Consider the following 22,411-nt stretch of genomic DNA (forward strand, 5'->3'; position numbering starts at 1 on the left):
CTCGTCGGATGCGGCACGGCGACCGCTCCGACGGCGACAGTGCTGCGACTCCCAGCGTACGAAGCGCGCCTGCGAGTGCCGCGTCCTCTGGCGGAGAGCACCAACAGGCGGGCCCTCCTCCCGGGCCCGCGTTGTGGATCCTGCTAGCGTCGCAGCGGAGCGGCCCCGGCGCGTCCGGCTGAGCGGCTCGGACCCACCCCTCGGACGGAAGGCCAGCGCTCCCGTGTTCATCCCGATCGGCAACACCCCCCGCGACTACGCCTGGGGCTCGCTCACCGGCATCTCGGAGGCCCTCGGCACCGCGCCCTCCGGCGCCCCCGAGGCCGAGCTCTGGCTCGGCGCGCACCCGGGCTCGCCCGCGCGCATCCTCGACCCCGCCTCGGTCGGCGCCGGCACGCTCGCCGAGTGGATCGCCGAGCACCCCGAGGCGGCGCTCGCCGGAGTGGAGGGGTCGGTCGATCCGGTCTCGGGCGCTCCCCGTCTGCCGTTCCTGCTCAAGATCCTCGCGGCGGGCGGGCCGCTGTCGCTCCAGGCCCACCCCTCGTCCGAGCGGGCCCGGCGCCGGTTCGTCGAGGAGGAGGAGGAGGCCGGCATCCCGCGGGACGCCGCCGATCGCAACTACAAGGACCCGTTCCACAAGCCCGAGCTGATCTACGCGCTCAGCGAGACCTTCGACGCGCTCTGCGGCTTCCGTGAGCCGGCGGACGCCCGGGCGCTGCTCGCCGAGCTGGCCGGGCGCGCCCCGGCGGAGGAGGCGGCCGCGATCGCGCGGTTCGCCCGGACGCTCGAGGGCGAGCCCTCGGAGGTCCTCCGCGGCGCCGTGTCGTGGCTGCTCGCCGACGGCGACCGTGCCGAGGTCGCCGCGCTGGTGTCCGCGGTCGTCGCGGCGTCCGCGGGCGACGACCGCCTCGAGACGACCACGGTCCGGGACCTGGCCGAGAGCTACCCGGGCGACCCCGGAATCGTGCTCTCGCTCCTGCTCAACCGCGTCCGCCTCGCCCGCGGCGAGGTGCTCTACCTGCCCGCAGGCAACATCCACGCCTACCTCGCGGGCACGGGCGTGGAGCTGATGGCCGCCTCCGACAACGTGCTGCGCGGGGGCCTCACGCCCAAGCACATCGACGTGCCCGAGCTGGTGAGCGTGCTCGAGTTCTCGCCGCTGCCCGTGCCCTACCTCCCGGCCGAGCAGGCCGGACCGGGCGTGCGCGTCTACCGTCCGGACGTCCCCGACTTCGTGCTCGCCGTCGTGCAGCCGGCGTCGGAGGAGCCGGCCCGCGTCGCCCTGCACGGGCCCGCCATCGCGATCGCGACCGAGGGCTCGTTCTCGCTCGAGGGCGCCGAGGGCTCGGTCCGCGTCGAGCGCGGCGGCAGCGTGTTCGTGACCCCGTCGGAGGACACTCTCGCCGTCACCGGACGGGGCACGCTCTTCGTCGCGACGGTCTGATCCCTCCAGCGATCCCGGTGCCGGCCGCTCAGGCGGCGAACGTGCGGCGGTAGGCCGCCGGCGTGGTCCGCAGGACGCGCGTGAAGTGGTGGCGCATCACCGCAGCCGTGCCGAAGCCGACCCGCGCGGCGACCGCCTCGAGGGTCAGCTCCGTCTCCTCCAGCAGCACCTGCGCCCGGAGGAGGCGCTGGCGGGTGAGCCAGGCGAGCGGAGTCGTGCCGAGGTCGGCCCGGAAGCGGCGCGCGAAGGTGCGGGGGGCCATCAGGGCGCGACGGGCCAGCGCCTCGATCGAGAGGTCCTCGTCGAGGTGCTCCAGCATCCACTCGGTGACCTCGGCCAGCGAGTCCGCGCGCGCCTCGGGAACGGGGGTCCGCAGGTACTGCGCCTGCCCGCCGTGGCGCTGCGGGGGCACGACCATCCGCCGGGCGACGACGCTCGCCGCCGTCGCGCCCAGCTCCTCGCGCACCACGTGCAGCGCCGCGTCGATGCCGGCCGCGGTGCCCGCGCTCGTCACGATGCGCCCCTCCTGCACGTAGAGGACCTCGGGGTCCACCGTGACGGAGGGGAAGCGCCGGGCGAGCTCCGCGGCGTGCATCCAGTGGGTGGTCGCGCGCCGGCCGTCGAGCAGGCCCGCCTGTGCCAGGGTGAAGGCCCCGCTGCAGACGCTGAGGATCCACGCGCCGCGCTCGTGAGCCTCGCGGAGGAGGTCGAGGACCCGCTCGTCGGCGGGCCCGCGGCCGTGGGCGGGGACGGCGATCAGGTCCGCGTCCCGGGCCGCGTCGAGACCATCGGCGATCAGCAGGTCGAATCCGAGGCTCGTCCGGACGCGGCCCGGATCGGGAGTGGCGATCCGGAAGTCGAGGGCGGGCCCTCCGTCGGCGCCGCGGTCGATCCCGAACACCTCGCAGACGACCCCGAACTCGAACGGCGCGAGGCCGGGCAGGGCGAGGAGGGCGACGGAGCGGAGCACGGCGGCAGGATATCGCGTCCCGTCGTCATCCGGCCTTTCCACGCCGTCGATCCCCGCCGCTAGGGTGTCTTCCGGCGCGCGGAGTCGCGGGCCCGCACCGAGGAGGATCCACATGGCATGGCTGGTCACCGGGGGAGCCGGGTACATCGGGGCGCACGTGGTGCGCGCGTTCTCGGAGCAGGGCATCGACCCCGTCGTCCTCGACGACCTCTCCTCGGGGCACGCGTCGTTCGTGCCCGAGGGCGTCCCGTTCCACCAGGGCTCGATCCTCGACGAGGCCCTGCTCGACCGCGTGCTCGCCGAGCACGACATCGAGGGCGTCGTCCACGTCGCCGGGTTCAAGTACGCCGGAGTCTCGGTGCAGCGCCCCCTGCACACGTACGAGCAGAACGTCACCGGCACCATGCGCGTGCTGGCGGCGATGGAGCGCGCCGGGGTCTCCTCGATCGTCTTCTCCTCGAGCGCTGCCGTCTACGGCGCGGTCGACGTCGAGATCGTCACCGAGGACACCCCCAAGAGCCCGGAGTCGCCCTACGGCGAGTCGAAGCTGATCGGCGAGTGGCTGCTCGCGGACGCGGGGCGGGCGCACGGCGTCCGGCACGCCTCCCTGCGCTACTTCAACGTCGTCGGGTCCGGCTACCCGGACGTCTACGACACCAGCCCCCACAACCTCTTCCCCCTCGTCTTCGAGGCTCTGCTGGACGGCCGCACGCCCCGGATCAACGGCGACGACTACCCGACGCCGGACGGCACCTGCGTCCGCGACTACATCCACGTCGCCGACCTGGCGCTCGCGCACGTCGCCGCGGCGCGCCGCCTGGCCGCCGGCGAGCCGATCGACCCGGTCTACAACCTGGGCAGCGGATCCGGGGCCTCCGTCGGGGAGATCATGCGCGCGATCGCCGACAGCACCGGCATCGCCTTCACGCCCGAGGTCGCCCCGCGGCGGCCGGGCGATCCGCCCCGCATCGTCGCCTCCGGCGCGACAGCGGCCCGCGACCTGGGCTGGGAGATGCGGCACACGGTCGCCGAGATGGTGGAGAGCGCCTGGCGCGCACGGAGCGCCGCGACCGCCTGATCGGATCTCACGTTCGCGACACGCCGGTGTGTCGTGAACCCTCCACGGCGGGTTGAGGGTTTATGGTCCGCGACTTGACCTGAGCGAATGACACCGCTGTAATTACCTAGGCAGCGGCTCCGGGAGGAGCGGCCGCCGATCATCGGTTCGCAGGCGGGGTAGGAGACGGCATGACGCTTCCGGAACAGCACTCCGGAGTCCCCGAGGACTGGTTCGTCGATCCGGTCCGTCTGGGCGTGCCCGGGGTCCGACCCGGGATCGACACCGCGACCGAGGCGCCGGGGGGCGCGCTCTCCTGGCAGGTCGACTCGTTGTGCGCGCAGACCGATCCCGAGGCCTTCTTCCCCGAGAAGGGCGGCTCGACCCGCGACGCCAAGAAGATCTGCACCTCGTGCGAGGTCCGGGCCCAGTGCCTCGAGTACGCGCTCGAGAACGACGAGCGGTTCGGCATCTGGGGCGGCCTCTCCGAGCGCGAGCGCCGGAAGCTGCGCCGCCGGGCCTAGTCCCCTCCTCGCCGCGACCCGACCGACGGGGCGGCGAGCCGCAGGCGGACGGCGCGGCGGCATCGCTTAGGGTGGTCCGCGATGTATCCACGAGTCACCGCCGTCCTCGTCGCGCGCAACGGCGCGGCCTATCTGGAACGAACCCTGGCGGCCCTGCGGGCGCAGACCCGTCAGCCCGACGCGACGGTGTTCGTCGACGGAGGCTCGAAGGACACGACCGACGAGCTCCTCGCGTCCTGGGGTCCGACGCAGCTCGTGCAGGTCGCCGAGCACCTCCCCTTCGGCCAGGCCGTGGCCCGCGCTGTCCGCGTGATGCAGCCGCCGGCCGGAGAGGACGAGTGGCTGTGGCTGCTCGCGCAGGACTCCGCCCCCGAGCCCGGCGCCCTCGCGGCGCTGCTGGGAGCCGTCGAGGTCGCCCCCTCCGTCGCGGTCGCCGGCCCCAAGATCATGGACTGGACGCGCTCCGGCTACATCCGCAGCTACGGCGAGTCGATCACCAAGCACGGCACGACCGTCCACCTCGTCGAGGACGAGCTCGACCAGGGCCAGCACGACTCCACGCCCGACGTCCTGGCCGTCGCCGCCGGCGGCATGCTCGTGCGCCACTCCCTCTGGGAGGAGCTCGGCGGCTTCGACCCCGGCCTGCCGGTCGTCGACGACGCGCTCGACTTCTCGATCCGCACCCGGCTCGCCGGGCACAGGGTCAGCCGCGTGCCGGACGCCCGCGTCACCACCGCCCGCATCGGGCTGCAGCGCCCCGACGGCCGCCGCATCGACAGCGGGGAGCGGCGCCGCGCACGCCAGCACCGCACCGCGCAGCTGCACCGCCGGCTCGCCTACGCGCCCGTCGCGCTCCTCCTCCTGCACTGGCTCTCGCTCGTCCCGCTGGCGATCGGCCGCGCGGTCGTGCGCCTGCTGCGCAAGCAGCCCGGGCTGGTCGGAGGGGAGCTGCTGGCGGCCCTCGTCGTCGCCTTCGGGGGGACGAAGGTGCTGCGGGCCCGCACCGTTCTCCGCTCGTCGAAGAACGTGGGCTGGAAGGCGATCGCGCCGCTCCGCATCCCGCTGGACGTGGTGCGGCAGCTGCGCTCGGTGCGCCACGACGCCGTGCGCGTGCAGGCCGGGCGGGACCGCCATCCGCTGCACTTCTTCCAGGGCGGGGGAGTGTGGGTCGTCCTCATCGCCGCGCTCGCCGGCCTGGTGCTCTACACGCCGCTCCTCGCTGCTCCCGCGCTCAGCGGCGGCGGTCTGCTGACGCTCTCGCCGACCGTCGGCGAGCTCTGGCGCAACGCGGCCTACGGCTGGCGCGACCTCGGCTCAGGGTTCATCGGCGCGGCGGACCCGTTCGCCGCCGTCCTCGCCGTGCTCGGCTCGCTGACCTTCTGGTCGCCCAGCTACTCGATGGTGCTGCTCTACCTCGTCGCGCTCCCCGCTGCCGCCCTCGGCGCCTGGCTGATGATCGCGCGGCTCACCCCGCGCGCGACCGCCCGCGCCGCCGGAGCCCTCGTCTACATCCTCGCTCCCGCCTTCTTCGCCGCGCAGGCCGACGGGCGCCCCGCCCCGCTGCTGGTGCACGTGCTGCTTCCCTGGCTCTTCTTCGCCGGGTTCGGCGCGTACCGCTCCTGGTCCGCCTCCGCGAGCGCCTCGATCCTGGCTGCGGCCGTCGTCGCGTGCGCGCCGGTGCTGGCCGTGCCGCTCCTGGTGATCTGGCTCGTCGTCGTCGCCACCTCGGGGCGGCGGATCGGCCGCTTCCTCGGCCTGCCGATCCCCGCGGCCGTCCTCCTCTTCCCGCTGGTGGTCGCCCGCGCACCGCGGGGCGACTGGCTCGGCGTCCTCGCAGATCCGGGCGTCCCGCTGCCCTCCGCGCAGTCGGACCTCGTCGCGCTGCTCGCCGGCTTCCCGGCCGGTCTGCCCGACGGATGGCTCGCGTTCCTCGGCGGTCTGGGGATCGGCGCCTCCGCCGCCCCGCTGGTCACGGCCGTGCTCGTCGTGCCGCTGATCGTCGCGGCGCTGGCCGCCCTCCTCCTCCCGAACAACCTCTCGGCCCTCGGCGGAGTCGGCGTGGCGGCGGCGGGTCTCGTGACCGCCTCGCTCGCCCAGGGCGTGCAGGTCGCGACCACCGGCTCCGAGGCGGTCTCCGTCTGGAGCGGTACCGGTCTCAGCCTCTACTGGCTCGGCCTGGTGATCGGCGCGTCGCTCTCGCTCGCCGCCGTGCGCTCCGTGCGCGTGGTGCCGGCGCTCGTCGTCACGGCCGCGGCAGCAGCACTGGTCGGTCCGCTCGCGGTGGCCTTCCCGTCTGGCGCCGGCACGTCCGTGTCGACCACGTCGGACCGCTCGCTCCCCGCCTACGTGGCGGCCGAGGCCCGGAACGACCCGCGGGTGGGCACGATCGTGCTCGTCCCGCAGGCGGACGGCGGCGTCCTCGCCCGGCTGGAGCGCGGAGCGGGCGCGACCCTCGACCAGCAGTCGACCCTCGCGAACACCGGCGCCGAGAGCACGGACGCGATCGACGAGCTGGCGGGCAACCTCGTCTCGCGGACGGGCTACGACGTCCCCTCCGCGCTCGAGAGCCTCAGCGTGCGCTTCGTCGTGCTGACCGAGCCGGCCGGCACCCAGGTCGGCGACGCGGCCGCCGCCGTGCGCGCGCGGGCGGCCGTCTCCCTCGACGGCAACGCGGCGTTCTCGGCCGTCGGCGACACCCGCTACGGGCTCCTCTGGACGGCCGTCGACACGGAGGGGGCCCGCACCGAGGCCGCTCCGTCCGGCGTGGTCGGACCCTTCGGGATCGCCTACACGATCGCCCTCCTCCTCGTCTTCGTCGTCGCCCTCCTGCTGGCGGTGCCCACCGGGCTCTCCCTCGAGCGGGGCCGCTCCAGCGGCGCGGTCGCCGGGATCGACGACGAGCCGGGCGAGGCCACCGGCCAGTTCGACGACGGGAACGACGATGTCTGACCCCGCCGACCAGGAGAAGCAGATGCCCGAGTCCTCCGCCCGCCGCTCCCGCGCGGAGCGCCGCGCCGATCGCTCCGCGGCCTCGACGCCCGATCGCGCACCCTCGGCCGCCCGTCGGCGCCGGACGGCCCTGCGCGGTGCGGTGGGCGCGGCCGGAGTCGTGATCGCCGCGGCCGCCGTGGTCGTGCCCCAGCTCCTCCCGTCCCCCCTGGTCTCGAGCGCCGCGGAGGGCGTCGTCGTGACGCCCGTCGCGGCCGACAGCTCGCTGGTCTGCGGCGGCGATCTGATCGACGCCGGAGAGCCGGAGCAGCTGCGCGCCCTCGACGGCGCGGCGACCGCGGTCCGGCCCGAGGGCTCCACCTCGGACCCCACGGTCCTCGACGAGGACGACGTCGCGGCACCGGGCACCGGCATCACCGGTCTGAGCGTGCCCGCGGGCTCCGACCCCGCTCCCGGTGGAGCCACCGTCCAGGCCATCGGCACGGACACCCTCTCCGGACTGTCCGCCCGCGCCTGCGCCGAGCCCTCGGCCGACAGCTGGCTCGTGGCCGGCTCGACCGACGTCGGGCGCACCGCCGTGCTGATCCTGGCGAACCCGAGCGAGGTCGCCTCCACCGTCGACCTCACGCTCTTCTCCGAGACCGGCACCGTCCAGGCCACCGGCGCCACGGGCATCGTCGTTCCGGCCGGAGCGGTCCGCGCGCTCCCGCTCGCAGGGCTCGCCCCCGGGGTCGTCCAGCCCGTCGTGCACGTGACCGCACGGGGCGGCGAGGTCGCCGCGAGCATGCAGAGCAGCGCCATCTCCGGGCTCACCCCGGAGGGCGTCGAGACCACCGGCCCCTCCGCCGGCCCGGACACGCTCGCCGTGATCGCCGGCTTCACCGTCACGTCGCCTCCGGCCGAGACCGCGAGCGACGACGGCAGCGGCGGCGCGGGCAGCCCCGTGCTGCGCATCCTCACCCCCGGCGACGCCGACAGCACGGTCTCGGTCGAGGTCACCAACGAGGACCCGAGCGGGTCGGGCGCCTCCACCCAGGTCGTCGTCCCCGCCGGCCTCGTCGGCGAGGTCCCGCTCACGGGCCTGGCGGACGGCTCCTACCGCATCGTCCTGCGGGCCGATCAGCCGATCGTCGCGGCGGGGCGGACGACCTCGACCGGCTCGGCCGGCACGGACTTCGCCTGGTTCGCCTCCGGCACCGCGACCACGACGCCCTTCGGCGTCGCCGGCACGGGCGAGGGCGACGCGCGACTGCACCTGGTCAACGGCAGCGACTCGACCGCCTCGGTCGAGATCGAGGCCCCGGGCGGCACCCGCACGCTCGAGCTCGGCCCGTTCGCGGCTCTCGCGACCCCGCTGGACGGCGACGGCGCGGTCGTCAGCAGCACCCAGCCCGTGCAGGCCTCGGTCTCGATCGCGCGCGACGGGCGGATCGCCTCGTACACGATCGTCCCGCCGGGACCGCTCTCCTCGCCGATCACGGTCTACTCGCACTGAGACGCGGGGCGGCGGCGCCTCGGCGGTGCCGGCGCCTCAGAGCTGCCGGCGCCTCAGGGGTGCCGGTAGCGGTCCGGGGAGATGTCCCACGGGTCGCGGCCGAGCAGCTCCGCGACGGCGCGGAACACGTAGCTCTCGATCAGCATGCGCTGGTGCCACTCGTCGCGGCGGTGCAGCTTCGCCAGGCGCTCGATCGGCACGCGGTAGAGCGTGATGCGGCGCGCGGCGTGGTCGACGCGCCACCGCGCGATGCCCGTGCCCTGCAGCCGGTCGGGGTCGACGTCGGGAGTCGCCGCGACGTCGACGCGGATGCCGGCGAGCTCCTCCGGCCAGGTGCCGCGGAGGTAGTCGAAGGCCGAGCCGATCGTCGCCTCGAAGAAGTCGGAGCGGGTCTGCAGCAGGGGGAGGTGCGGACCGGTAATCGGCCCTCGTGCGCCGCGGCCGTGCCGGTCGCGGGAGCCTCCGCGCGACCCGCTCGTCGGGCGAGCGGCGGAACGACGAGCACGGGGCATGGCTCCAGCCTATTGCTACTGTGGGCGGCGATGACCGGACGGCACTGCTCGCGGACGGGCTGCCGTGCGCAGGCCGTCGTCACGCTGACCTACGACTACCGCGACTCGCTGGTGGCGGTCGGGCCGCTGAGTCCTGCGCCGGATCCGCACGGCTACGACCTCTGCGCCGAGCACGACCGGCGGCTCCTCGTCCCGCGCGGCTGGGAGACCGTCCGCTACGGCGCGGGGCCCGCCTAGGCCGCTGCCGCGCGCGTCAGGGCCGCTCGGGGAAGCCGCGCGGCGTGCTCGAGAGCACGGGGGCCAGCCGCTCGAGGCGCTGGTCGGACAGGAGCAGGGCGCGCTCCTCCCGCGCCCGGCGGAGTGCGGCCACGGCGAGGAGGAAGTCCTCCGCGGGCGCGGCGGGCAGCGGGGAGACGTGGACCGCGGTCTCGTCGGCCAGCGCGGCGGCGAGCTGCGAGCGCGACGGCTCCGTCATGCCGTGGCGCTGACGGAGGAACTGCGCCAGTCGGCGCGCCAGGGCGTCGGGGAGGCGCGCGGTGTCCGCCGTGACGGCCCAGCCCCGCAGCGGCTCCGGGATCTCGACGACCAGCGGCTCCGCGCGGGGAACGCGCTCGAGCTGGCTGTGCGTGCCCGCGAGGACGTCGCCGAGACGGCGCGATCGGCGCGAGAGGAGGCCGACGACCGCGGCGAGCCCGCCGAAGGTCATCAGGATCTCGAGGACGCCGGTGAGGCCGCGCACGAGGGCGTGCCGGAAGCCGATGGAACCGCCGTCGTCGCGGACGACGCGAGCGCCGACGGTGAGCTTCCCGAGCGAGCGGCCGCGACTGGCCGTCTCGACGGTGACCGGCACGATCACCACGGCGATGACGAGGGCCGCGATCGCCACGGCGGCCGAGGCGGCGGGGTCCAGGCCGCCGTCCCCGGAGAGGGAGGAGACCAGCAGGAATAGGCCCAGCGCGAGCAGGAGCTCCGCGATCAGGTCGATGATCGCGCCGACCGCGCGGAGCACGAAGGAGGTGACGGGCACCTCGAGCGCGATCGCCTCGCCGGTGATCAGGTCGGCGTCGTCGAACTCGGTGCGCTGCTCCTCCACGGTGCTCCTCCCGGATGCTCGGCCTCGGCGGCGTGCCTGGCTATCCTGTCAGGAGATGGACATCGACGCTCTCTCGGCCGCCCGCACTGCGCAGTGGACCCGCCTCGACGAGCTCTCGCGCAGGCGCCGCCTGACCGGAGCCGAGGCGGACGAGCTGATCGAGCGCTACCAGGCGGCATCCGCGGACCTCGCCACGATCTCCTCCACCGCCGGATCGACGGCCGTCGGCACGCGGCTCGCCGTCTCGCTCTCGCGGGCTCGGGGACGCCTGACCGGCACGCGAGACGAGCCGCTCGCCGCGGTCTCCCGCTTCGTCGTCCTCTCGCTCCCGGCCGCTCTGCACCGGCTGCGCTGGCTGACGCTCGCCGTCGCCCTCGCGACCGCGGTGGTGGCGACGCTCTACGCGCTCTGGATCCTCGGCGACCCGCGCCTGCTCGCCGCGCTGGGCGACGACGAGGAGCTGCGGCGCTTCGCCCGGGGCGACTTCATCGACTACTACTCCGAGAACCCCGCCGCCTCGTTCGCCGGGCAGGTCTGGACCAACAACGCCTGGATCGCGGCGCAGTGCGTGGCCTTCGGGATCGTCGGCGTCTACGTGCCGTACATCCTGCTGCAGAACGCGCAGAACCTCGGCACGTCGATCGCGGTGATGTTCCACGTGGGGGAGGGCGACACGTTCTTCCTCTACATCGCGCCGCACGGCCAGCTCGAGCTGACGGCCGTGTTCGTCGCCGCGGCCGCGGGCCTGCGGATCTTCTGGGCCTGGATCGCTCCCGGCGCGCGCACCCGCGGCCAGGCGCTCGCCGAGGACGCGCGGAGCCTGTTCACGGTGGCGATCGGCCTGGTCTTCGTGCTGCTCGTCTCGGGCGTGATCGAGGGGTTCGTCACTCCGGCGCCCTGGCCCTGGTGGCTCAAGATCGGGATCGGGGCGCTCGCCCTCGGCGCGTTCCTCTTCTACATGATCGTCGTCGGCGGGCGCGCGGTGCGGGCGGGGGAGACGGGCGACCTCGACCGGTTCGAGGCCGGGTCGCGGAGCATCGCGGCCGGCTGAGCCGAGCCGGACGAGCGCGGACGTCGGAGCGGGGCCGTCGATCAGCGCTCCCGGGACCGACGACGGCCCCTCTCGCAGGTCAGAGCCGTCCGGCCGCCTTGAGCGCGAGGTAGCGGTCCGCGAGCGCCGGCGGGAGCGCGGAGGGGCTGCCGAGCACGACGTCCCCGCCGAGACGGCGGACGGCGGCCGAGAGCCGGTCGACGTCCGCGAGCGAGCGCTCCGCGGCGGCGGCGGAGTAGACCGCGGGCCGGTCGCTCCGGTCCTCCGCCATCCGCTGCAGCTCGGGGTCGAGCGCGCAGGCGACCACGACCGTGTGCACGCGGGTGAGCTGCGGGAGCACCGCGAGGAGCCCCTCCGCCGAGCCGACCGAGTCGAGCGCGGTGAGGAGGACCACCAGCGAGCGCTGGGAGGCCAGGGTGCGCACCTGCGCGGGGACCGCCGCCCAGTCGGTCTCGATGAGCTGGGGCTGCACGGGGGCGAGGGCGTCCACGACGCGGGTCAGCACCTCCGTGCCGGTCGCGCCGTGCACGCGGGCTCGCCGGGTGCGGTCGAACGCGAGCACGTCGACCCGGTCGCCGGCCGAGGCCGCGAGGGCCGCCAGGAGGAGTGACGCCTCGATCGCCGTGTCCAGGCGCGGCTCGTCCTCGATCCGGGCGGCGGACGTGCGGCCCGTGTCGAGCACGACGATCACGCGCCGGTCGCGCTCCGGGCGCCAGGTGCGGACGACCGGCTCCCGGCGCCGCGCGGTCGCCCGCCAGTCGAGCGAGCGGACGTCGTCGCCGCGGACGTACTCGCGCAGGCTGTCGAACTCGGTCCCCTGGCCGCGGATCATCACGCTGGTCCGCCCCTCCAGCTCGCGCAGCCGCGCCAGGCGCGAGGGCAGGTGGCGGCGGGAGCGGAAGGCGGGCAGCACCCGCACGACGGCCGGCGCGGCCCGCGTCGCCTGGCGGCCGGCCAGCCCGAGCGGCCCGCGGGAGCGGATGGTGACGTGGAGTGCCCGGCGCTCGCCGCGGCGCAGCGGCTCCAGGACCGTGGTCACCGCGCGGCGCTCGCCCGGAGGCAGACGCAGGGGCGACCGGGTCTCGAGGGCGCCGGCCGAGGGCTCCCAGGCGTCGCGGAGGACCCCCGTGATCCTCCTGCGGCCGGTGCTCGTGACCAGGAGGGTCGCCTCGGCCCGCTCGCCGAGCCGCACCCGGTCCGGCACCCGCCGCTCGAGCACGACGGCCCGGGGCGAGCCCGCGACCGCGACGTCGATCCCGACGAGGACCGCCCAGGCCAGGAGCCAGAGGCCGAGCACGGCGAAGGCGACCTCGGGGCGGCCGCCCAGGAGGACGACCGGCACCAGGCCGACGAGGAGGACGAGGACGCTGCGTCCGGTGAGGTGCACGGCTCAGACCGGGACGCGGACCTGCTGCAGGATCCCGCCCAGGACGGCCTCGGTGCGGACGCCCTCGAGCTCCGCCTCCGGCTCCAGCTGGATGCGGTGGCGCAGCACGGGCAGGACCATCGCCTGCACGTGGTCGGGGGTGATCGAGCCGTAGCCGTTGAGCCAGGCCCAGGCGCGGGACGCCGCGAGCAGGGCGGTCGAGCCGCGGGGGCTGGTGCCGAGCTTGACGCTCGGGCTCTCGCGGGTGGCTCGGGCGAGGTCGACGATGTAGCCGAGGACGTCGGGGCCGGCTCCGACGCGCCGGGCCGACGCCTGGGCGGCGCGCAGACGAGCGGCGTCGAGCACGGGGCGCACGCCCGCGGCGTCGAGATCGCGCGGGTCGAAGCCGGCGGCGTGGCGCGAGAGCACCTCCACCTCGACGTCGCGCGGCGGGATGTCGAGCACGAGCTTGAGCAGGAACCGGTCCAGCTGGGCCTCCGGGAGCACGTAGGTCCCCTCGTACTCCACCGGGTTCTGGGTGGCGGCGACGAGGAACGGGTCCGGCAGAGGCAGGGTGCGCCCGTCGACGCTGACCTGGCGCTCCTCCATCGCCTCGAGCAGCGCGGCCTGGGTCTTCGGCGGCGTGCGGTTGATCTCGTCCGCCAGCAAGAGGTTCGTGAAGACCGGGCCCTCGCGGAAGGCGAAGCCGGAGGTGGAGGCGTCGTAGACGAGGGAGCCGGTGATGTCGCCGGGCATCAGGTCCGGCGTGAACTGCACCCGGCGGGTGTCGAGGCCGAGCGAGACGGACAGGGCGCGCACGAGCAGCGTCTTCGCGACTCCGGGGACGCCCTCGAGCAGGACGTGGCCGCCCGCGAGGAGGGCGATCAGGAGCCCGGAGACGGCGCCGTCCTGGCCGACGACCGCGCGGCCGACCTCGGAGCGGACCCGGTCGAGCTCGGCGCGCAGGTCGTCGTCGGAGACCGGCGCTCCGTCGCGGGCGGAGGGGGTGGTGTCGCTCATCGGGAGGGGCCTTCCGGTCGTCGGGCGGTCGTCGGGGAGAGGGCGGCGCGGAGCGCGCTCTCGAAGCGGAGGAGCTCGTCGGAGGCGGCGACGAGGGCGGCGTCGTCGCCCGGCAGGTCGTCGACGAGCAGACGGCGCAGCGCGGCCTGATCGCGGCCGAGGCGCTCGGCGGCGACGGCGACGATCTCGTCGACCCCGGTCGCCGGAGCGAGTCCCAGGAGCGCGGCCGTCCGCCGGAGGGTGCCGATGCGCAGTGCGTCGAGGGCGCGGGGCCGGAGGGCTCCGCGCGCGTAGAGCCGCGCGCGGCCGCGGGCCGTCTCGCTCGCATGCACGACGACCGGCAGCGGCTCGACCGCGAGCGGGCCGAGCCGGCGGCCGCGCCAGACGGCGGAGGCGACGAACACGGCCACCAGCAGCAGGAGAGCCGGAGTCACCCAGCCGGGGGCGAGGTCGGCGGGTGCAGGGGTGGTGCTCGCCGAGTCGGCGGCTCCGGCGCGGTACCAGACCAGCCGGTCCTCACCGCCGAGCAGTCCGAGTGCGAGAGCGGCGCGGCCGTCCTGGCCGATGGTGCCGTTGCGGAGGAGGTCGGCGTCGCCGATCGCGGTGACGTCGGCGCCCTGCGGGAACCCGGTGCTCACGAGCAGGAAGCCGTCGTCGCCTGAGGGGAAGCAGCCGACCGCGTCGCCGTCGTCGAGGATCCGGTACGTGTTCCCTCCGGCGGGGAGCGTGCCGGCGCGCTCAGCCGCGGGGAGCGGGCACTCGGCGCGGAAGGGGCCGTCGCCGGCCGGGGAGCCGGCGAAGCGGACGTCCGGCAGCAGGGCGTCGAGCGCGGCTCCTCCCGGGGTCACCAGGACGAGCGAGGCCGATGCGCGGGCGAGCCGGCGGTACTGGGCCTCGTCGAGGGCCACGTCCGGGTCGTCGACGAGCAGTGTCGCGTCGGGGGAGGAGGCGGCGAGAGCGGAGTCCAGGTCGTCGGCGCGGACGACCTCGACGCCCTGATCGCGCAGCACCTGGGCGAGCGCGCGGGCGCCGTCCGGGGTCGCGCTGTCGACGTCGAGGTCGGGGGCGGCCACCCGGGTCCCGGTCGCGACGGTGAGCAGCAGAGTGCCGACCGCGACGATCACGAGGAGGAGCACCCACACCCGTCCGCGGCGCAGCAGTGCGCCGAGGGTCGGGCTGGAGACCGTGTCGGCGCTCACCGGGGCGCCGCCAGGGCGTCCAGGACCGGCGAGGCCGCGGCGAGCTCGCGGTCCAGAGCCGCGACCCTCTCGTACTCGGCCGGGCCGCAGGGCTGCCCGAGGTAGCGCACGCGATCGAAGTCGTCGGCCGTGCGGCGCAGCGCGGCGGCGGAGGAGGGGAAGGCCGCAGAGGCGCGCGACGCCAGGCCGAGCGCGGTCGTGCCGGGCGAGACCCGCAGGACGGTCCGCTCGTCGAGGGAGCGCACCAGGGCGCGGAAGCGCTCGACGAGCGCCTCGTCCCAGTCCCCGCGGGCGGCCGCGGCCTCGGCGAGCGAGCGGAGGATCGCGGCCGAGCGGGTGTCGTCGTCGGCGAGCACCGCTCCCGTGACGGTGCTGCGGCGACCGGCGCGGGGCCGTCCCGCGATGACGAGCGCGGCGACCACGAGCGCCACCAGCACCAGCACGCCGATCACGGCGGCGATCGGCACCGGCGGGCCGTCGCCCTGCAGCGTGAGGGAGGCGAACCAGTCGCGCACCGCCTGCACCACCCGGTCGAAGAGGGTCGGCTCGGCCGCCCGGTAGCGCGGGTCGGTGAGCTCCTCGAGGAGGAGTCGGCGCGCCTGCTCCGCGTCGGGCTCGAGAGGGGCCGCGGCGAGGATCACGGGCGCTCCGGCACGGGGAAGGGATCGGGGGAGGGGCGGCCCGCCGCGCGCTCCTCGACGTGGCGCATCAGCACCAGGTCGAAGCCTTCGCGGCGCATCCGTCGGTCGAGGTAGACGAGGCCCGTCACGGCCGACTGGAGCACGGTGCCGACGGCGCCGATCACGAAGCCCACGGCGACGGAGGCGATCGTCACCACGAGCGAGGTGACGAGCTGCGCGTCCGGGTCGGTCGGGGCGATCAGGGCGCCGGCGATCGGGATGAGCAGGCTGAACGGCGTGGCCACGATCTGGCCGGCGACCTGGATGATCACGGTCATCAGCGCGAGCGCGCCGAAGGTGCGCCAGAAGCCGCCCGCCACCAGCCGCCAGGAGCGCGCCACCGCACGGCGCAGCGGCAGCCGCTCGACGACGATCAGGCTCGGAACCAGGGCGAGCTTCGTCGACAGCCAGACCCCCAGCGCGAGGGCGACCAGGCCGGAGCCGACGAGCACCAGGATCCCGCCGACGATCGCGCTCGACGTCCCGTCCATCGCTCCGATGACGAACAGCGGCACGGCGAGCGCCACGGCGAGGAGCACCAGGAGGAGGTAGCCGACGCCCTGCAGGACCGTCCAGCCGATCAGCGCCCAGAAGCGGCCCCGCAGCCGGGCGAGCAGCTGTCGGAAGGTCGCCCGCTCGCCGAGGACGCCGCGGGTGACCTCGAGCACGACCACGCCCTGCACGAGGGCACCGCTGGCGAGCGAGACGGCGAGGGGGATGAGGGCGGCCAGGACCACGACCGCGAGGGAGCCCGCGCCGACGGCGTCGCGGTCGGCGGACTCCGCCTGCGCGATGCGCCCGACGGCGAGCACCGCGATCAGGCCGTAGACCGCCAGGGCGAGCACCGACCCGAGGCCCTGCACCAGCAGGGCGACGCCCAGGGTCGTGCGGGGGCTGCGGCGGAGGACCTGGAACGGGGCGCCGAGCAGGGTGCCGAAGCCGAGCGGGCGCAGCGGCACGAGACCGGGCTTGGGCGGGGGAGTCCAGCCGGGTGCGGGGCGACCGGGCGACCAGGGGCCGGCGCCGGAGGCGGGCGACCAGGAGCCCCCGGCGGGACCGGTCGGTACGGGACCTGCGCTCGGCGGCGCGGGCGACCAGGCCGGGGCGACGGGAGCGGGCAGCGGCCTGCGCCGGTCGCCGTCCTGCGCCGTGACGGCCGCGTCGTCCGGACGCCCTGCGGGCGGGGGCCACTGAGCTGCGTCGGTCATCCCCTCCATGCTGTCACAGGCGTGCGGGCGGGGTCCTCCCCCGAGCGGACCCCCTTCGCCCGCAGAGCCCGCTCCCCGCCCACGGAGAGGTGCGTCGGTTAGCCTGGGTCGGGTCACCGTGCGCGCCGTGGGCGGGCGCGACCCGAGACGAGGAAGAGCAGACCGATGAGCGCGCGCATTCTGGTGGTCGACGACGACGCCGCCCTGGCCGAGATGATCGGCATCGTCCTGCGCGCCGACGGGTACGACGTCTCCTTCTGCGCGGACGGCTCAGGCGCCCTCGAGGCCTTCCGGCGGGCCCGGCCGGACCTGGTCCTGCTCGACCTGATGCTGCCCGGGATCGACGGGATCGAGGTGTGCCGCGCGATCCGCGCCGAGTCCGGAGTCCCCGTCATCATGCTGACGGCCAAGTCCGACACCTCCGACGTCGTGCAGGGCCTCGAGTCCGGCGCCGACGACTACATGGTCAAGCCGTTCGACCCCAAGGAGCTCGTCGCGCGGATCAGGACGCGCCTGCGTCCCGCCACCGCCGCCGCGAACGCGGTGCTGCAGGTCGGGGACCTGAGCCTCGACGTCGCCGGCCACGAGGTCCGCCGCGGCGAGACGCGCATCGGCCTGACCCCGCTCGAGTTCGACCTCCTCCTCGCCCTCGCCTCCAAGCCCCAGCAGGTCTTCACCCGCGAGATGCTGCTCGAGCAGGTCTGGGGCTACCACTACAAGGCCGACACCCGCCTCGTGAACGTGCACGTCCAGCGCCTGCGCGCCAAGGTCGAGAAGGACCCGGACGACCCCCGCATCGTGATGACCGTGCGCGGCGTCGGCTACCGCGCCGGCGCCGTCCTCCCGGGCTGACCGTGCCCCGCCTCGCCGCTCCCGACGTGCGCCGGTGGCCCCGCCGCGTGCTCGGGGTGTGGCGCACGTCGCTGCAGTTCCGCGCGGTCGCGATCACGGTCCTGCTCAGCGGCATCGCCATCGGCTCGACCGGCGTCTACCTCTCGTACAGCATCAGCGACAACCTGTTCCAGTCACGGCTGACGCAGGTCACGGGCGACACGTCGCGCGCGACCCGGGCCGCGCAGGGATACCTCGACGCCGCCACAGTCTCCACCCGCCAGGACATGGAGGAGGTGATGAGCTCGGTGCGCACCGCCGTCCGGGACGCCTCCTCCTCCGCGCTGATCGCCGTCGTGCGCTCGCCCGACCAGGAGGCGTCCTCGCTGGCGCCTCAGGACATCTACAACCGCGAGCTGCAGAACGGCGTGATCAGCGACGCGCTGCGCGAGCGGGTGCAGGCGGGCTCCGACGGGCAGTACTGGCAGTCGGTGACGCTCGACGCCTCCGGTCAGCAGCAGCCCGGCATCCTCGTCGGCTCGACCCTCGAGCTGCCGAGCTCGGCCGGGCGCTACGAGCTGTACATCGGCTACTCCCTCGCGGACGCGGAGCGCACGCTCCAGTTCGTGCAGCAGGTGCTCAACGTGGCGGGGATCCTGCTCATCCTGCTGATCGGAGCGGTCAGCTGGGTCGTCGTGCGGATCGTCGTCGCCCCGGTCCGGGTCGCGGCCGAGACGAGCCAGCGCCTCGCCGCCGGCGACTTCGACGTGCGGATACCCGAGCGGGGCCAGGACGTGATCGCGACACTCGCCCGGTCCTTCAACGGCATGGCCGACAGCCTGCAGGACCGGATCAGCGAGCTCGCGACGCTCAGCCAGGTCCAGCAGCGCTTCGTCTCGGACGTCTCGCACGAGCTCCGGACTCCGCTGACGACGATGAAGCTGGCCGGGGACGTGCTGTACGACCAGCGCGAGGACTTCGCCCCGGTCGCCGAGCGCACGGTCGAGCTGCTGCACAGCCAGATCGACCGCTTCGAGAGCCTCCTCGCCGACCTGCTCGAGATCTCCCGCCACGACGCGGGATCGGCCGAGCTCGAGCTCGAGCCGGTCAACCTGGTGAAGCTGGCCGGCGACGAGATCGAGGCGATGCGGGGGATCGCGGAGGCGAACGGCTCCCGGCTCACTCTCTCCGCCCCGGGCGGCTACTTCGACGCCGACCTCGATCCGCGCCGCATCCGCCGGATCGTCCGCAACCTGCTGGGCAACGCGATCGAGCACGGCGACGGCCGCGAGGTCGTCGTCACCGTCGACAGCAACGCCAGCGCGGTCGCCCTCGCCGTGCGCGACTACGGGCACGGCATGAGCAGCGAGGAGGTGGTGCGCGTCTTCGACCGCTTCTGGCGCGCCGATCCGTCCCGCCGCCGCACGCTCGGCGGCACCGGCCTCGGCCTCTCCATCGCGCAGGAGGACACCGCCCTGCACCACGGCTGGCTGCAGGTCTGGTCCGTGCCCGATCGCGGCGCCTGCTTCCGCCTGACCGTGCCCCGGCACCGCGGCGAGCGGATCGAGGCCTCGCCTCTCCCGCTGCCCCCGGTCGACGCGGGCGAGCAGGCCTACAGCGGCCCGATCGTCCTCCCGCCGCTGCAGGCTCCTCCGGTCGGGGCCGCGGGGGTCCTCCCGTGAGGCGCGGCGTCCTCCGCGCCGCCGCGGCCGCCACGCTGCTCGCGCTCGGGCTGGCCGGGTGCGCCGGCATCCCGCGGGACGGCGACGTCGGAGTCGGACGGCCCGACACCGCGCCGCAGGACCTCCAATACGACTTCCTCCCGTCGGGACCCGCCGTCGGTGCGTCGCAGCGCGACATCCTGACCGGCTTCATCGACGCCGCGTCGAGCCCGCAGAACAACTACAAGATCGCCCGCGAGTTCCTCTCCACCGGAGCCGACTGGACGCCGGGCGAGCACGTGACGGTCGACGAGGGCCAGCGCTCCGCCTCGCCGCAGTCGGGATCCACGCTCTCGCTGACGATCACGCCCGTCGCCGAGGTCGACGCGACGGGCGTCTACACCGACGTCGCCACCACGGCCGGCCTGACCCTCGACTACGGCTTCGTCCAGGAGAACGGCGAGTGGCGCATCAGCGCGCCGCCGAGCGGCGTGGTGATCGACCGCACCACCTTCGAGCAGGTCTTCTCGACGCACGCGCTCTACTTCTTCGACCCCGGATACCAGTACCTCGTGCCGGACCTGCGCTGGTTCGCCTCGCGCGCCGACAGCTCCACCAGCACCACGATCGTCACCGAGCTGCTGCGCGGCCCCACGCCGTGGCTGCGGGACTCCGCCGCCGTCGTGTCGGCCTTCCCGACCGGGACGACGCTGGCGGCCGAGACCGTCCCGGTCGAGTCGCAGCGCGCCGTGGTCGACCTGAACCCGGCCGCTCTCGAGGCCGATCCGGCGCAGTGGCGGCTGATGGCGCTGCAGCTGAACCGGAGCCTCGCGAACGTCTCGAACGTCACCGGAGTCGCGCTCTCCGTCGAGCAGAACCCGATCGACGTCCCCTCCGAGGTCACCGGGCTGCCGACCTCGCCCCGCGTCGACACCCGGCCGCTCGTGCTGACCGACGACGCTTTCGGATTCCTCGGCTCCTCCGGGCTGGCCGGCCTCGGGATCTCGGATCGGATCGAGGCGCTGCAGCCGCGGGCCGCGGTCCTCGGCGAGCAGCGCGGGGCCGACTCGGACGCATCGGCCGCCGTGCTCACCGCCGCGGGCGTGAGCCTCGTGGAGCCCGACGGTGCCGACGTCCTCCTCGACGCGCGGTCGGGCCTCGTCGCGCCGTCCATCGATCCGCTCGGGTACGTGTGGTCCGTGCCGTCGGCCTCGCCCGGGCAGCTGGTGGCGTACTCCGCGGACGGCTCGCGCTCGATGCAGGTCGCGACGGCCTGGAGCGAGGTCGAGTCGCTCGCCTCGATCGCCGTGTCGCGCGACGGCACCCGGATGCTGGCGCTCGCCCAGGACGGGCAGCAGGCGACGGTGCTGGTGGCCGGCATCACCCGCTCCCGGGACGGCGACCCGGTGGCGGTCGGCGAGCCGGTCGTCCTCCGCTCGACTCTGGGGACCGCGGTCGCCGCGGCCTGGACGGACGAGCTCGATGTGGTGTCGGTCGTCCGCGGCTCGACGGGAGAGGACGCCGTCACGATGAACCTGCTCGGCGGAGGCGCCACGGCGCTCGGCACGACGACGGGCACGGTCCAGATCGCCGCGGGCAACACCTCGACCCAGATCCGCATCCTCGCCGAGGGCGGGGAGCTCCGGCAGCAGCGGGGCTCGGCCTGGCAGACGACCGCGACGGACATCCGGCTGCTCGCGGCACAGACCGGCATGGGGTCCTGACCGGTCCTGTCGGCGGCGACGAGCCCTTCCGACGGCGGCGCGCTCCGGATGCTCCTCCCCAGGCGCGTCGGGCGGGCGGATCGTCCCGATCCGACGGATCCACCCCCCGCGCCGCGGCCCGGACGGCGAACGTGGAGGCATGCTCTCCGATCACCTGCTCGACGCCCTCGCCGTCCTCCTCCCGCTGGAGTGCCCCGCCTGCGGAGAGCCGACGAGCCGGGCGCCCTGTCCGGACTGCTCGGCCGACGCGGCCGCCTCGGCCTGCCTGCTGACCCGCGTCGTCGGGCCGCCGGACGATCCGCTCCTCGTCGTCACCGGTGCCCCGTACGAGGGCACGGTGCGCCGCCTCGTCGTCGCGCTGAAGGAGGAGGGCCGCACGGCCTGCCTCGCCCCGCTCGGCGCGCTGTTGCGTCCGGCCCTCGGCGCGGCGCTCGCCGGCAGCCCCGCGATCCTGGTCGTCCCGCCCGGCTCCTGGCTCGGCCGCGTGCGGCGGGGCGCCGATCCCGTCGCGCAGCTGGTCGCCGCGGCGGGAGGGCGGGCGGCGCGTCCTCTCCGGCGGTCGCGGATGGTCCGCGACCAGGTCGGGCTCGGCCGCGTCGAGCGGCGCGGCAACCTCGACGGGGCGTTCCGCGCCCGCCGTCCGCTCTCGTCGTGGCCGCCGGTGGTCCTCGTCGACGACGTGGTCACCTCCGCCGCCACCCTACTCGAGCTCCGGCGCGTCGTGCGTGCGGCCGGCGGGACGGTCCGGGCCGCGGCGGCCCTGGCCGGCACCGCGCAACGAGGAGGGAACGTAGCAGCAGAATCCGGACGAACTCCCGGTGACGATCCGGTGGCCGGGGTCTACGGTGGGGGCACGGCGTGAACGGTCCGCCCCGGAGAAAGGCGGCACGCCGTACTCGACTGGGAGGTTGTCATGGACATCGACATCACAGGACGCAACATCGACATCACCGATCGCTTCCGCGCGTACGCGACGGAGAAGTCGGACAAGGTGGCGCACCTCGCCGATCGTGCTCTCGCACTCGAGATCAAGGCGAGCAGGCACGCCGAGGGCAAGGGCTCGGCCGGCGGCGACCGCGTGGAGCTGACGCTGATCGGCAAGGGGCCCGTGGTCCGGGCCGAGGCGAGCGGGGCCGACAAGTACGCGGCGTTCGACGTCGCCATCGGCCGGCTGCTCGAACGGGTGAGACGCGCCAAGGACCGGAAGAAGGTCCATCGGGGCCAGCATCGGCCGACCTCGCTCCGCGACGCGGCCGCCGACGACTTCAGCGTCGTCGCCATCCAGCCGGCCGACGCGGCGGTGCTGGAGCAGCTGAGCACAGGCGTCATCCCCGTGCAGGAGGCGCCGGAGCCGGTGGAGGACGAGGTCGAGGAGCCGTACTGCCCCGTCGTCATCCGCAAGAAGGTCTTCGCCTCCGTCTCGATGACCGTCGACGACGCCGTCGACTACATGGAGCTGGTCGGACACGACTTCTACCTCTTCATCGACTCCGACACGAACCGCCCGAGCGTGGTCTACCGCCGCAAGGGCTGGGACTACGGCGTGATCGGCCTCGGCGACGAGGCCGACGAGCTCGCCGAGCAGGCCGCCGGCTGAGATCCGACCCCGGGCCCCGGAGCATCCGCT

General features: G+C 74.9%; 20 protein-coding genes. 12 read left to right on the forward strand and 8 right to left on the reverse strand.

Features of this window, described 5'->3' with window-relative positions; genetic code table 11:
* Positions 1-223: 223 nt before the first annotated feature.
* Positions 224-1,444 (forward strand): mannose-6-phosphate isomerase, class I, encoded by a 1,221-nt coding sequence (gene manA / locus C5B95_RS00195; RefSeq protein ID WP_104348222.1) that lies wholly within the window; start codon positions 224-226, stop codon positions 1,442-1,444.
* 28 nt (positions 1,445-1,472) lie between these two features.
* On the opposite strand, the gene C5B95_RS00200 is transcribed toward manA, so the two are convergent.
* A complete protein-coding gene (locus tag C5B95_RS00200; protein ID WP_104348223.1) occupies positions 1,473-2,414 on the reverse strand; it encodes a GlxA family transcriptional regulator in 942 nt (313 codons plus the stop codon).
* A 112-nt stretch (positions 2,415-2,526) separates the two neighbouring features.
* Here C5B95_RS00200 and galE point away from each other — a divergent pair, with 112 nt between their 5' ends.
* The 4 genes from galE (at position 2,527) to C5B95_RS00220 (ending at position 8,439) form a co-directional block, all read left to right on the forward strand.
* The gene (gene galE / locus C5B95_RS00205; RefSeq protein WP_104232806.1) at positions 2,527-3,492 is read left to right on the forward strand and encodes a UDP-glucose 4-epimerase GalE; all 966 of its coding nucleotides are present in this window, start codon (positions 2,527-2,529) and stop codon (positions 3,490-3,492) included.
* Between the two features lie 170 nt (positions 3,493-3,662).
* Positions 3,663-3,995, forward strand: a complete 333-nt coding sequence (locus C5B95_RS00210) for a WhiB family transcriptional regulator (RefSeq protein ID WP_104224145.1) — start codon at positions 3,663-3,665, stop codon at positions 3,993-3,995.
* Between the two features lie 81 nt (positions 3,996-4,076).
* Positions 4,077-6,944: a glycosyltransferase family 2 protein gene (locus C5B95_RS00215; protein WP_104348224.1), complete on the forward strand. Its 2,868-nt coding sequence runs from the start codon at positions 4,077-4,079 to the stop codon at positions 6,942-6,944.
* Positions 6,937-8,439 (forward strand): DUF5719 family protein, encoded by a 1,503-nt coding sequence (locus tag C5B95_RS00220; RefSeq protein WP_146076461.1) that lies wholly within the window; start codon positions 6,937-6,939, stop codon positions 8,437-8,439. Before C5B95_RS00215 ends, C5B95_RS00220 begins: the two co-directional genes overlap by 8 nt.
* Before the next feature lie 53 nt (positions 8,440-8,492).
* On the opposite strand, the gene C5B95_RS00225 is transcribed toward C5B95_RS00220, so the two are convergent.
* A complete protein-coding gene (locus tag C5B95_RS00225) occupies positions 8,493-8,951 on the reverse strand; it encodes a metallopeptidase family protein (protein ID WP_104224142.1) in 459 nt (152 codons plus the stop codon).
* Positions 8,952-8,981: 30 nt separating this feature from the next.
* On the opposite strand from C5B95_RS00225, the gene C5B95_RS00230 reads away from it, so the two are divergent.
* Positions 8,982-9,188, forward strand: coding sequence for a DUF3499 family protein (locus C5B95_RS00230; protein ID WP_104224141.1), 207 nt, complete (start codon positions 8,982-8,984; stop codon positions 9,186-9,188).
* A gap of 16 nt (positions 9,189-9,204) precedes the next feature.
* Here C5B95_RS00230 and C5B95_RS00235 read toward each other — a convergent pair whose 3' ends face one another.
* Positions 9,205-10,044 (reverse strand): RDD family protein, encoded by an 840-nt coding sequence (locus tag C5B95_RS00235; protein WP_244230605.1) that lies wholly within the window; start codon positions 10,042-10,044, stop codon positions 9,205-9,207.
* 55 nt (positions 10,045-10,099) lie between these two features.
* Here C5B95_RS00235 and C5B95_RS00240 point away from each other — a divergent pair, with 55 nt between their 5' ends.
* Positions 10,100-11,095 (forward strand): stage II sporulation protein M, encoded by a 996-nt coding sequence (locus C5B95_RS00240; RefSeq protein ID WP_104224139.1) that lies wholly within the window; start codon positions 10,100-10,102, stop codon positions 11,093-11,095.
* Between the two features lie 79 nt (positions 11,096-11,174).
* Here the strand turns inward: C5B95_RS00240 and C5B95_RS00245 are convergent, their stop codons facing one another.
* From C5B95_RS00245 to C5B95_RS00265, 5 genes are read right to left on the reverse strand one after another with little or no spacing between them, the layout of a single operon-like run.
* Complete coding sequence (locus tag C5B95_RS00245) at positions 11,175-12,482, reverse strand: DUF58 domain-containing protein (RefSeq protein WP_104348226.1); 1,308 nt, start codon at positions 12,480-12,482, stop codon at positions 11,175-11,177.
* Between the two features lie 3 nt (positions 12,483-12,485).
* Positions 12,486-13,481, reverse strand: coding sequence for a MoxR family ATPase (locus C5B95_RS00250; protein WP_104224137.1), 996 nt, complete (start codon positions 13,479-13,481; stop codon positions 12,486-12,488).
* Positions 13,478-14,680 carry a DUF4350 domain-containing protein gene (locus tag C5B95_RS00255; protein WP_104348227.1) on the reverse strand — a complete coding sequence of 401 codons (1,203 nt, stop codon included), beginning with the start codon at positions 14,678-14,680 and terminating at the stop codon, positions 13,478-13,480. The genes C5B95_RS00250 and C5B95_RS00255 overlap by 4 nt, the downstream gene beginning before the upstream one ends.
* Entirely contained in the window at positions 14,677-15,321 is a 645-nt protein-coding gene (locus C5B95_RS00260) for a DUF4129 domain-containing protein (protein ID WP_104348228.1), read from the reverse strand. Before C5B95_RS00260 ends, C5B95_RS00255 begins: the two co-directional genes overlap by 4 nt.
* The gene (locus tag C5B95_RS00265; protein ID WP_146076462.1) at positions 15,318-16,568 is read right to left on the reverse strand and encodes a hypothetical protein; all 1,251 of its coding nucleotides are present in this window, start codon (positions 16,566-16,568) and stop codon (positions 15,318-15,320) included. Before C5B95_RS00265 ends, C5B95_RS00260 begins: the two co-directional genes overlap by 4 nt.
* Positions 16,569-16,733: 165 nt before the next feature.
* On the opposite strand from C5B95_RS00265, the gene mtrA reads away from it, so the two are divergent.
* The 5 genes from mtrA to hpf all read left to right on the forward strand — a co-directional run bounded on the left by mtrA (position 16,734) and on the right by hpf (position 22,381).
* On the forward strand, positions 16,734-17,420 hold the full coding sequence (gene mtrA / locus C5B95_RS00270) for an MtrAB system response regulator MtrA (protein ID WP_104224133.1): 687 nt from the start codon (positions 16,734-16,736) through the stop codon (positions 17,418-17,420).
* A gap of 2 nt (positions 17,421-17,422) precedes the next feature.
* Positions 17,423-19,081 carry an MtrAB system histidine kinase MtrB gene (gene mtrB / locus C5B95_RS00275; protein ID WP_244229464.1) on the forward strand — a complete coding sequence of 553 codons (1,659 nt, stop codon included), beginning with the start codon at positions 17,423-17,425 and terminating at the stop codon, positions 19,079-19,081.
* A complete protein-coding gene (locus C5B95_RS17295) occupies positions 19,078-20,784 on the forward strand; it encodes an LpqB family beta-propeller domain-containing protein (RefSeq protein WP_104347157.1) in 1,707 nt (568 codons plus the stop codon). Before mtrB ends, C5B95_RS17295 begins: the two co-directional genes overlap by 4 nt.
* Positions 20,785-20,923: 139 nt before the next feature.
* Positions 20,924-21,646, forward strand: coding sequence for a ComF family protein (locus C5B95_RS00285; protein WP_104348229.1), 723 nt, complete (start codon positions 20,924-20,926; stop codon positions 21,644-21,646).
* Positions 21,647-21,697: 51 nt separating this feature from the next.
* Positions 21,698-22,381, forward strand: coding sequence for a ribosome hibernation-promoting factor, HPF/YfiA family (gene hpf, locus C5B95_RS00290; protein WP_104224131.1), 684 nt, complete (start codon positions 21,698-21,700; stop codon positions 22,379-22,381).
* Positions 22,382-22,411: the final 30 nt, after the last annotated feature.

Source organism: Rathayibacter sp. AY1A7, from assembly GCF_002930845.1.
Taxonomy (GTDB): domain Bacteria; phylum Actinomycetota; class Actinomycetes; order Actinomycetales; family Microbacteriaceae; genus Rathayibacter.

Coding starts and splice junctions, on each gene's coding strand:
- galE (WP_104232806.1), top strand. CDS start 2,527: ATGGCATGGCTGGTCACCGGGGGAGCCGGGTACATCGGGGCGCACGTG.
- C5B95_RS00210 (WP_104224145.1), top strand. CDS start 3,663: ATGACGCTTCCGGAACAGCACTCCGGAGTCCCCGAGGACTGGTTCGTC.
- C5B95_RS00215 (WP_104348224.1), top strand. CDS start 4,077: ATGTATCCACGAGTCACCGCCGTCCTCGTCGCGCGCAACGGCGCGGCC.
- C5B95_RS00220 (WP_146076461.1), top strand. CDS start 6,937: ATGTCTGACCCCGCCGACCAGGAGAAGCAGATGCCCGAGTCCTCCGCC.
- C5B95_RS00225 (WP_104224142.1), bottom strand. CDS start 8,951: ATGCCCCGTGCTCGTCGTTCCGCCGCTCGCCCGACGAGCGGGTCGCGC.
- C5B95_RS00230 (WP_104224141.1), top strand. CDS start 8,982: ATGACCGGACGGCACTGCTCGCGGACGGGCTGCCGTGCGCAGGCCGTC.
- C5B95_RS00240 (WP_104224139.1), top strand. CDS start 10,100: ATGGACATCGACGCTCTCTCGGCCGCCCGCACTGCGCAGTGGACCCGC.
- C5B95_RS00250 (WP_104224137.1), bottom strand. CDS start 13,481: ATGAGCGACACCACCCCCTCCGCCCGCGACGGAGCGCCGGTCTCCGAC.
- C5B95_RS00265 (WP_146076462.1), bottom strand. CDS start 16,568: ATGACCGACGCAGCTCAGTGGCCCCCGCCCGCAGGGCGTCCGGACGAC.
- mtrA (WP_104224133.1), top strand. CDS start 16,734: ATGAGCGCGCGCATTCTGGTGGTCGACGACGACGCCGCCCTGGCCGAG.
- C5B95_RS00285 (WP_104348229.1), top strand. CDS start 20,924: ATGCTCTCCGATCACCTGCTCGACGCCCTCGCCGTCCTCCTCCCGCTG.
- hpf (WP_104224131.1), top strand. CDS start 21,698: ATGGACATCGACATCACAGGACGCAACATCGACATCACCGATCGCTTC.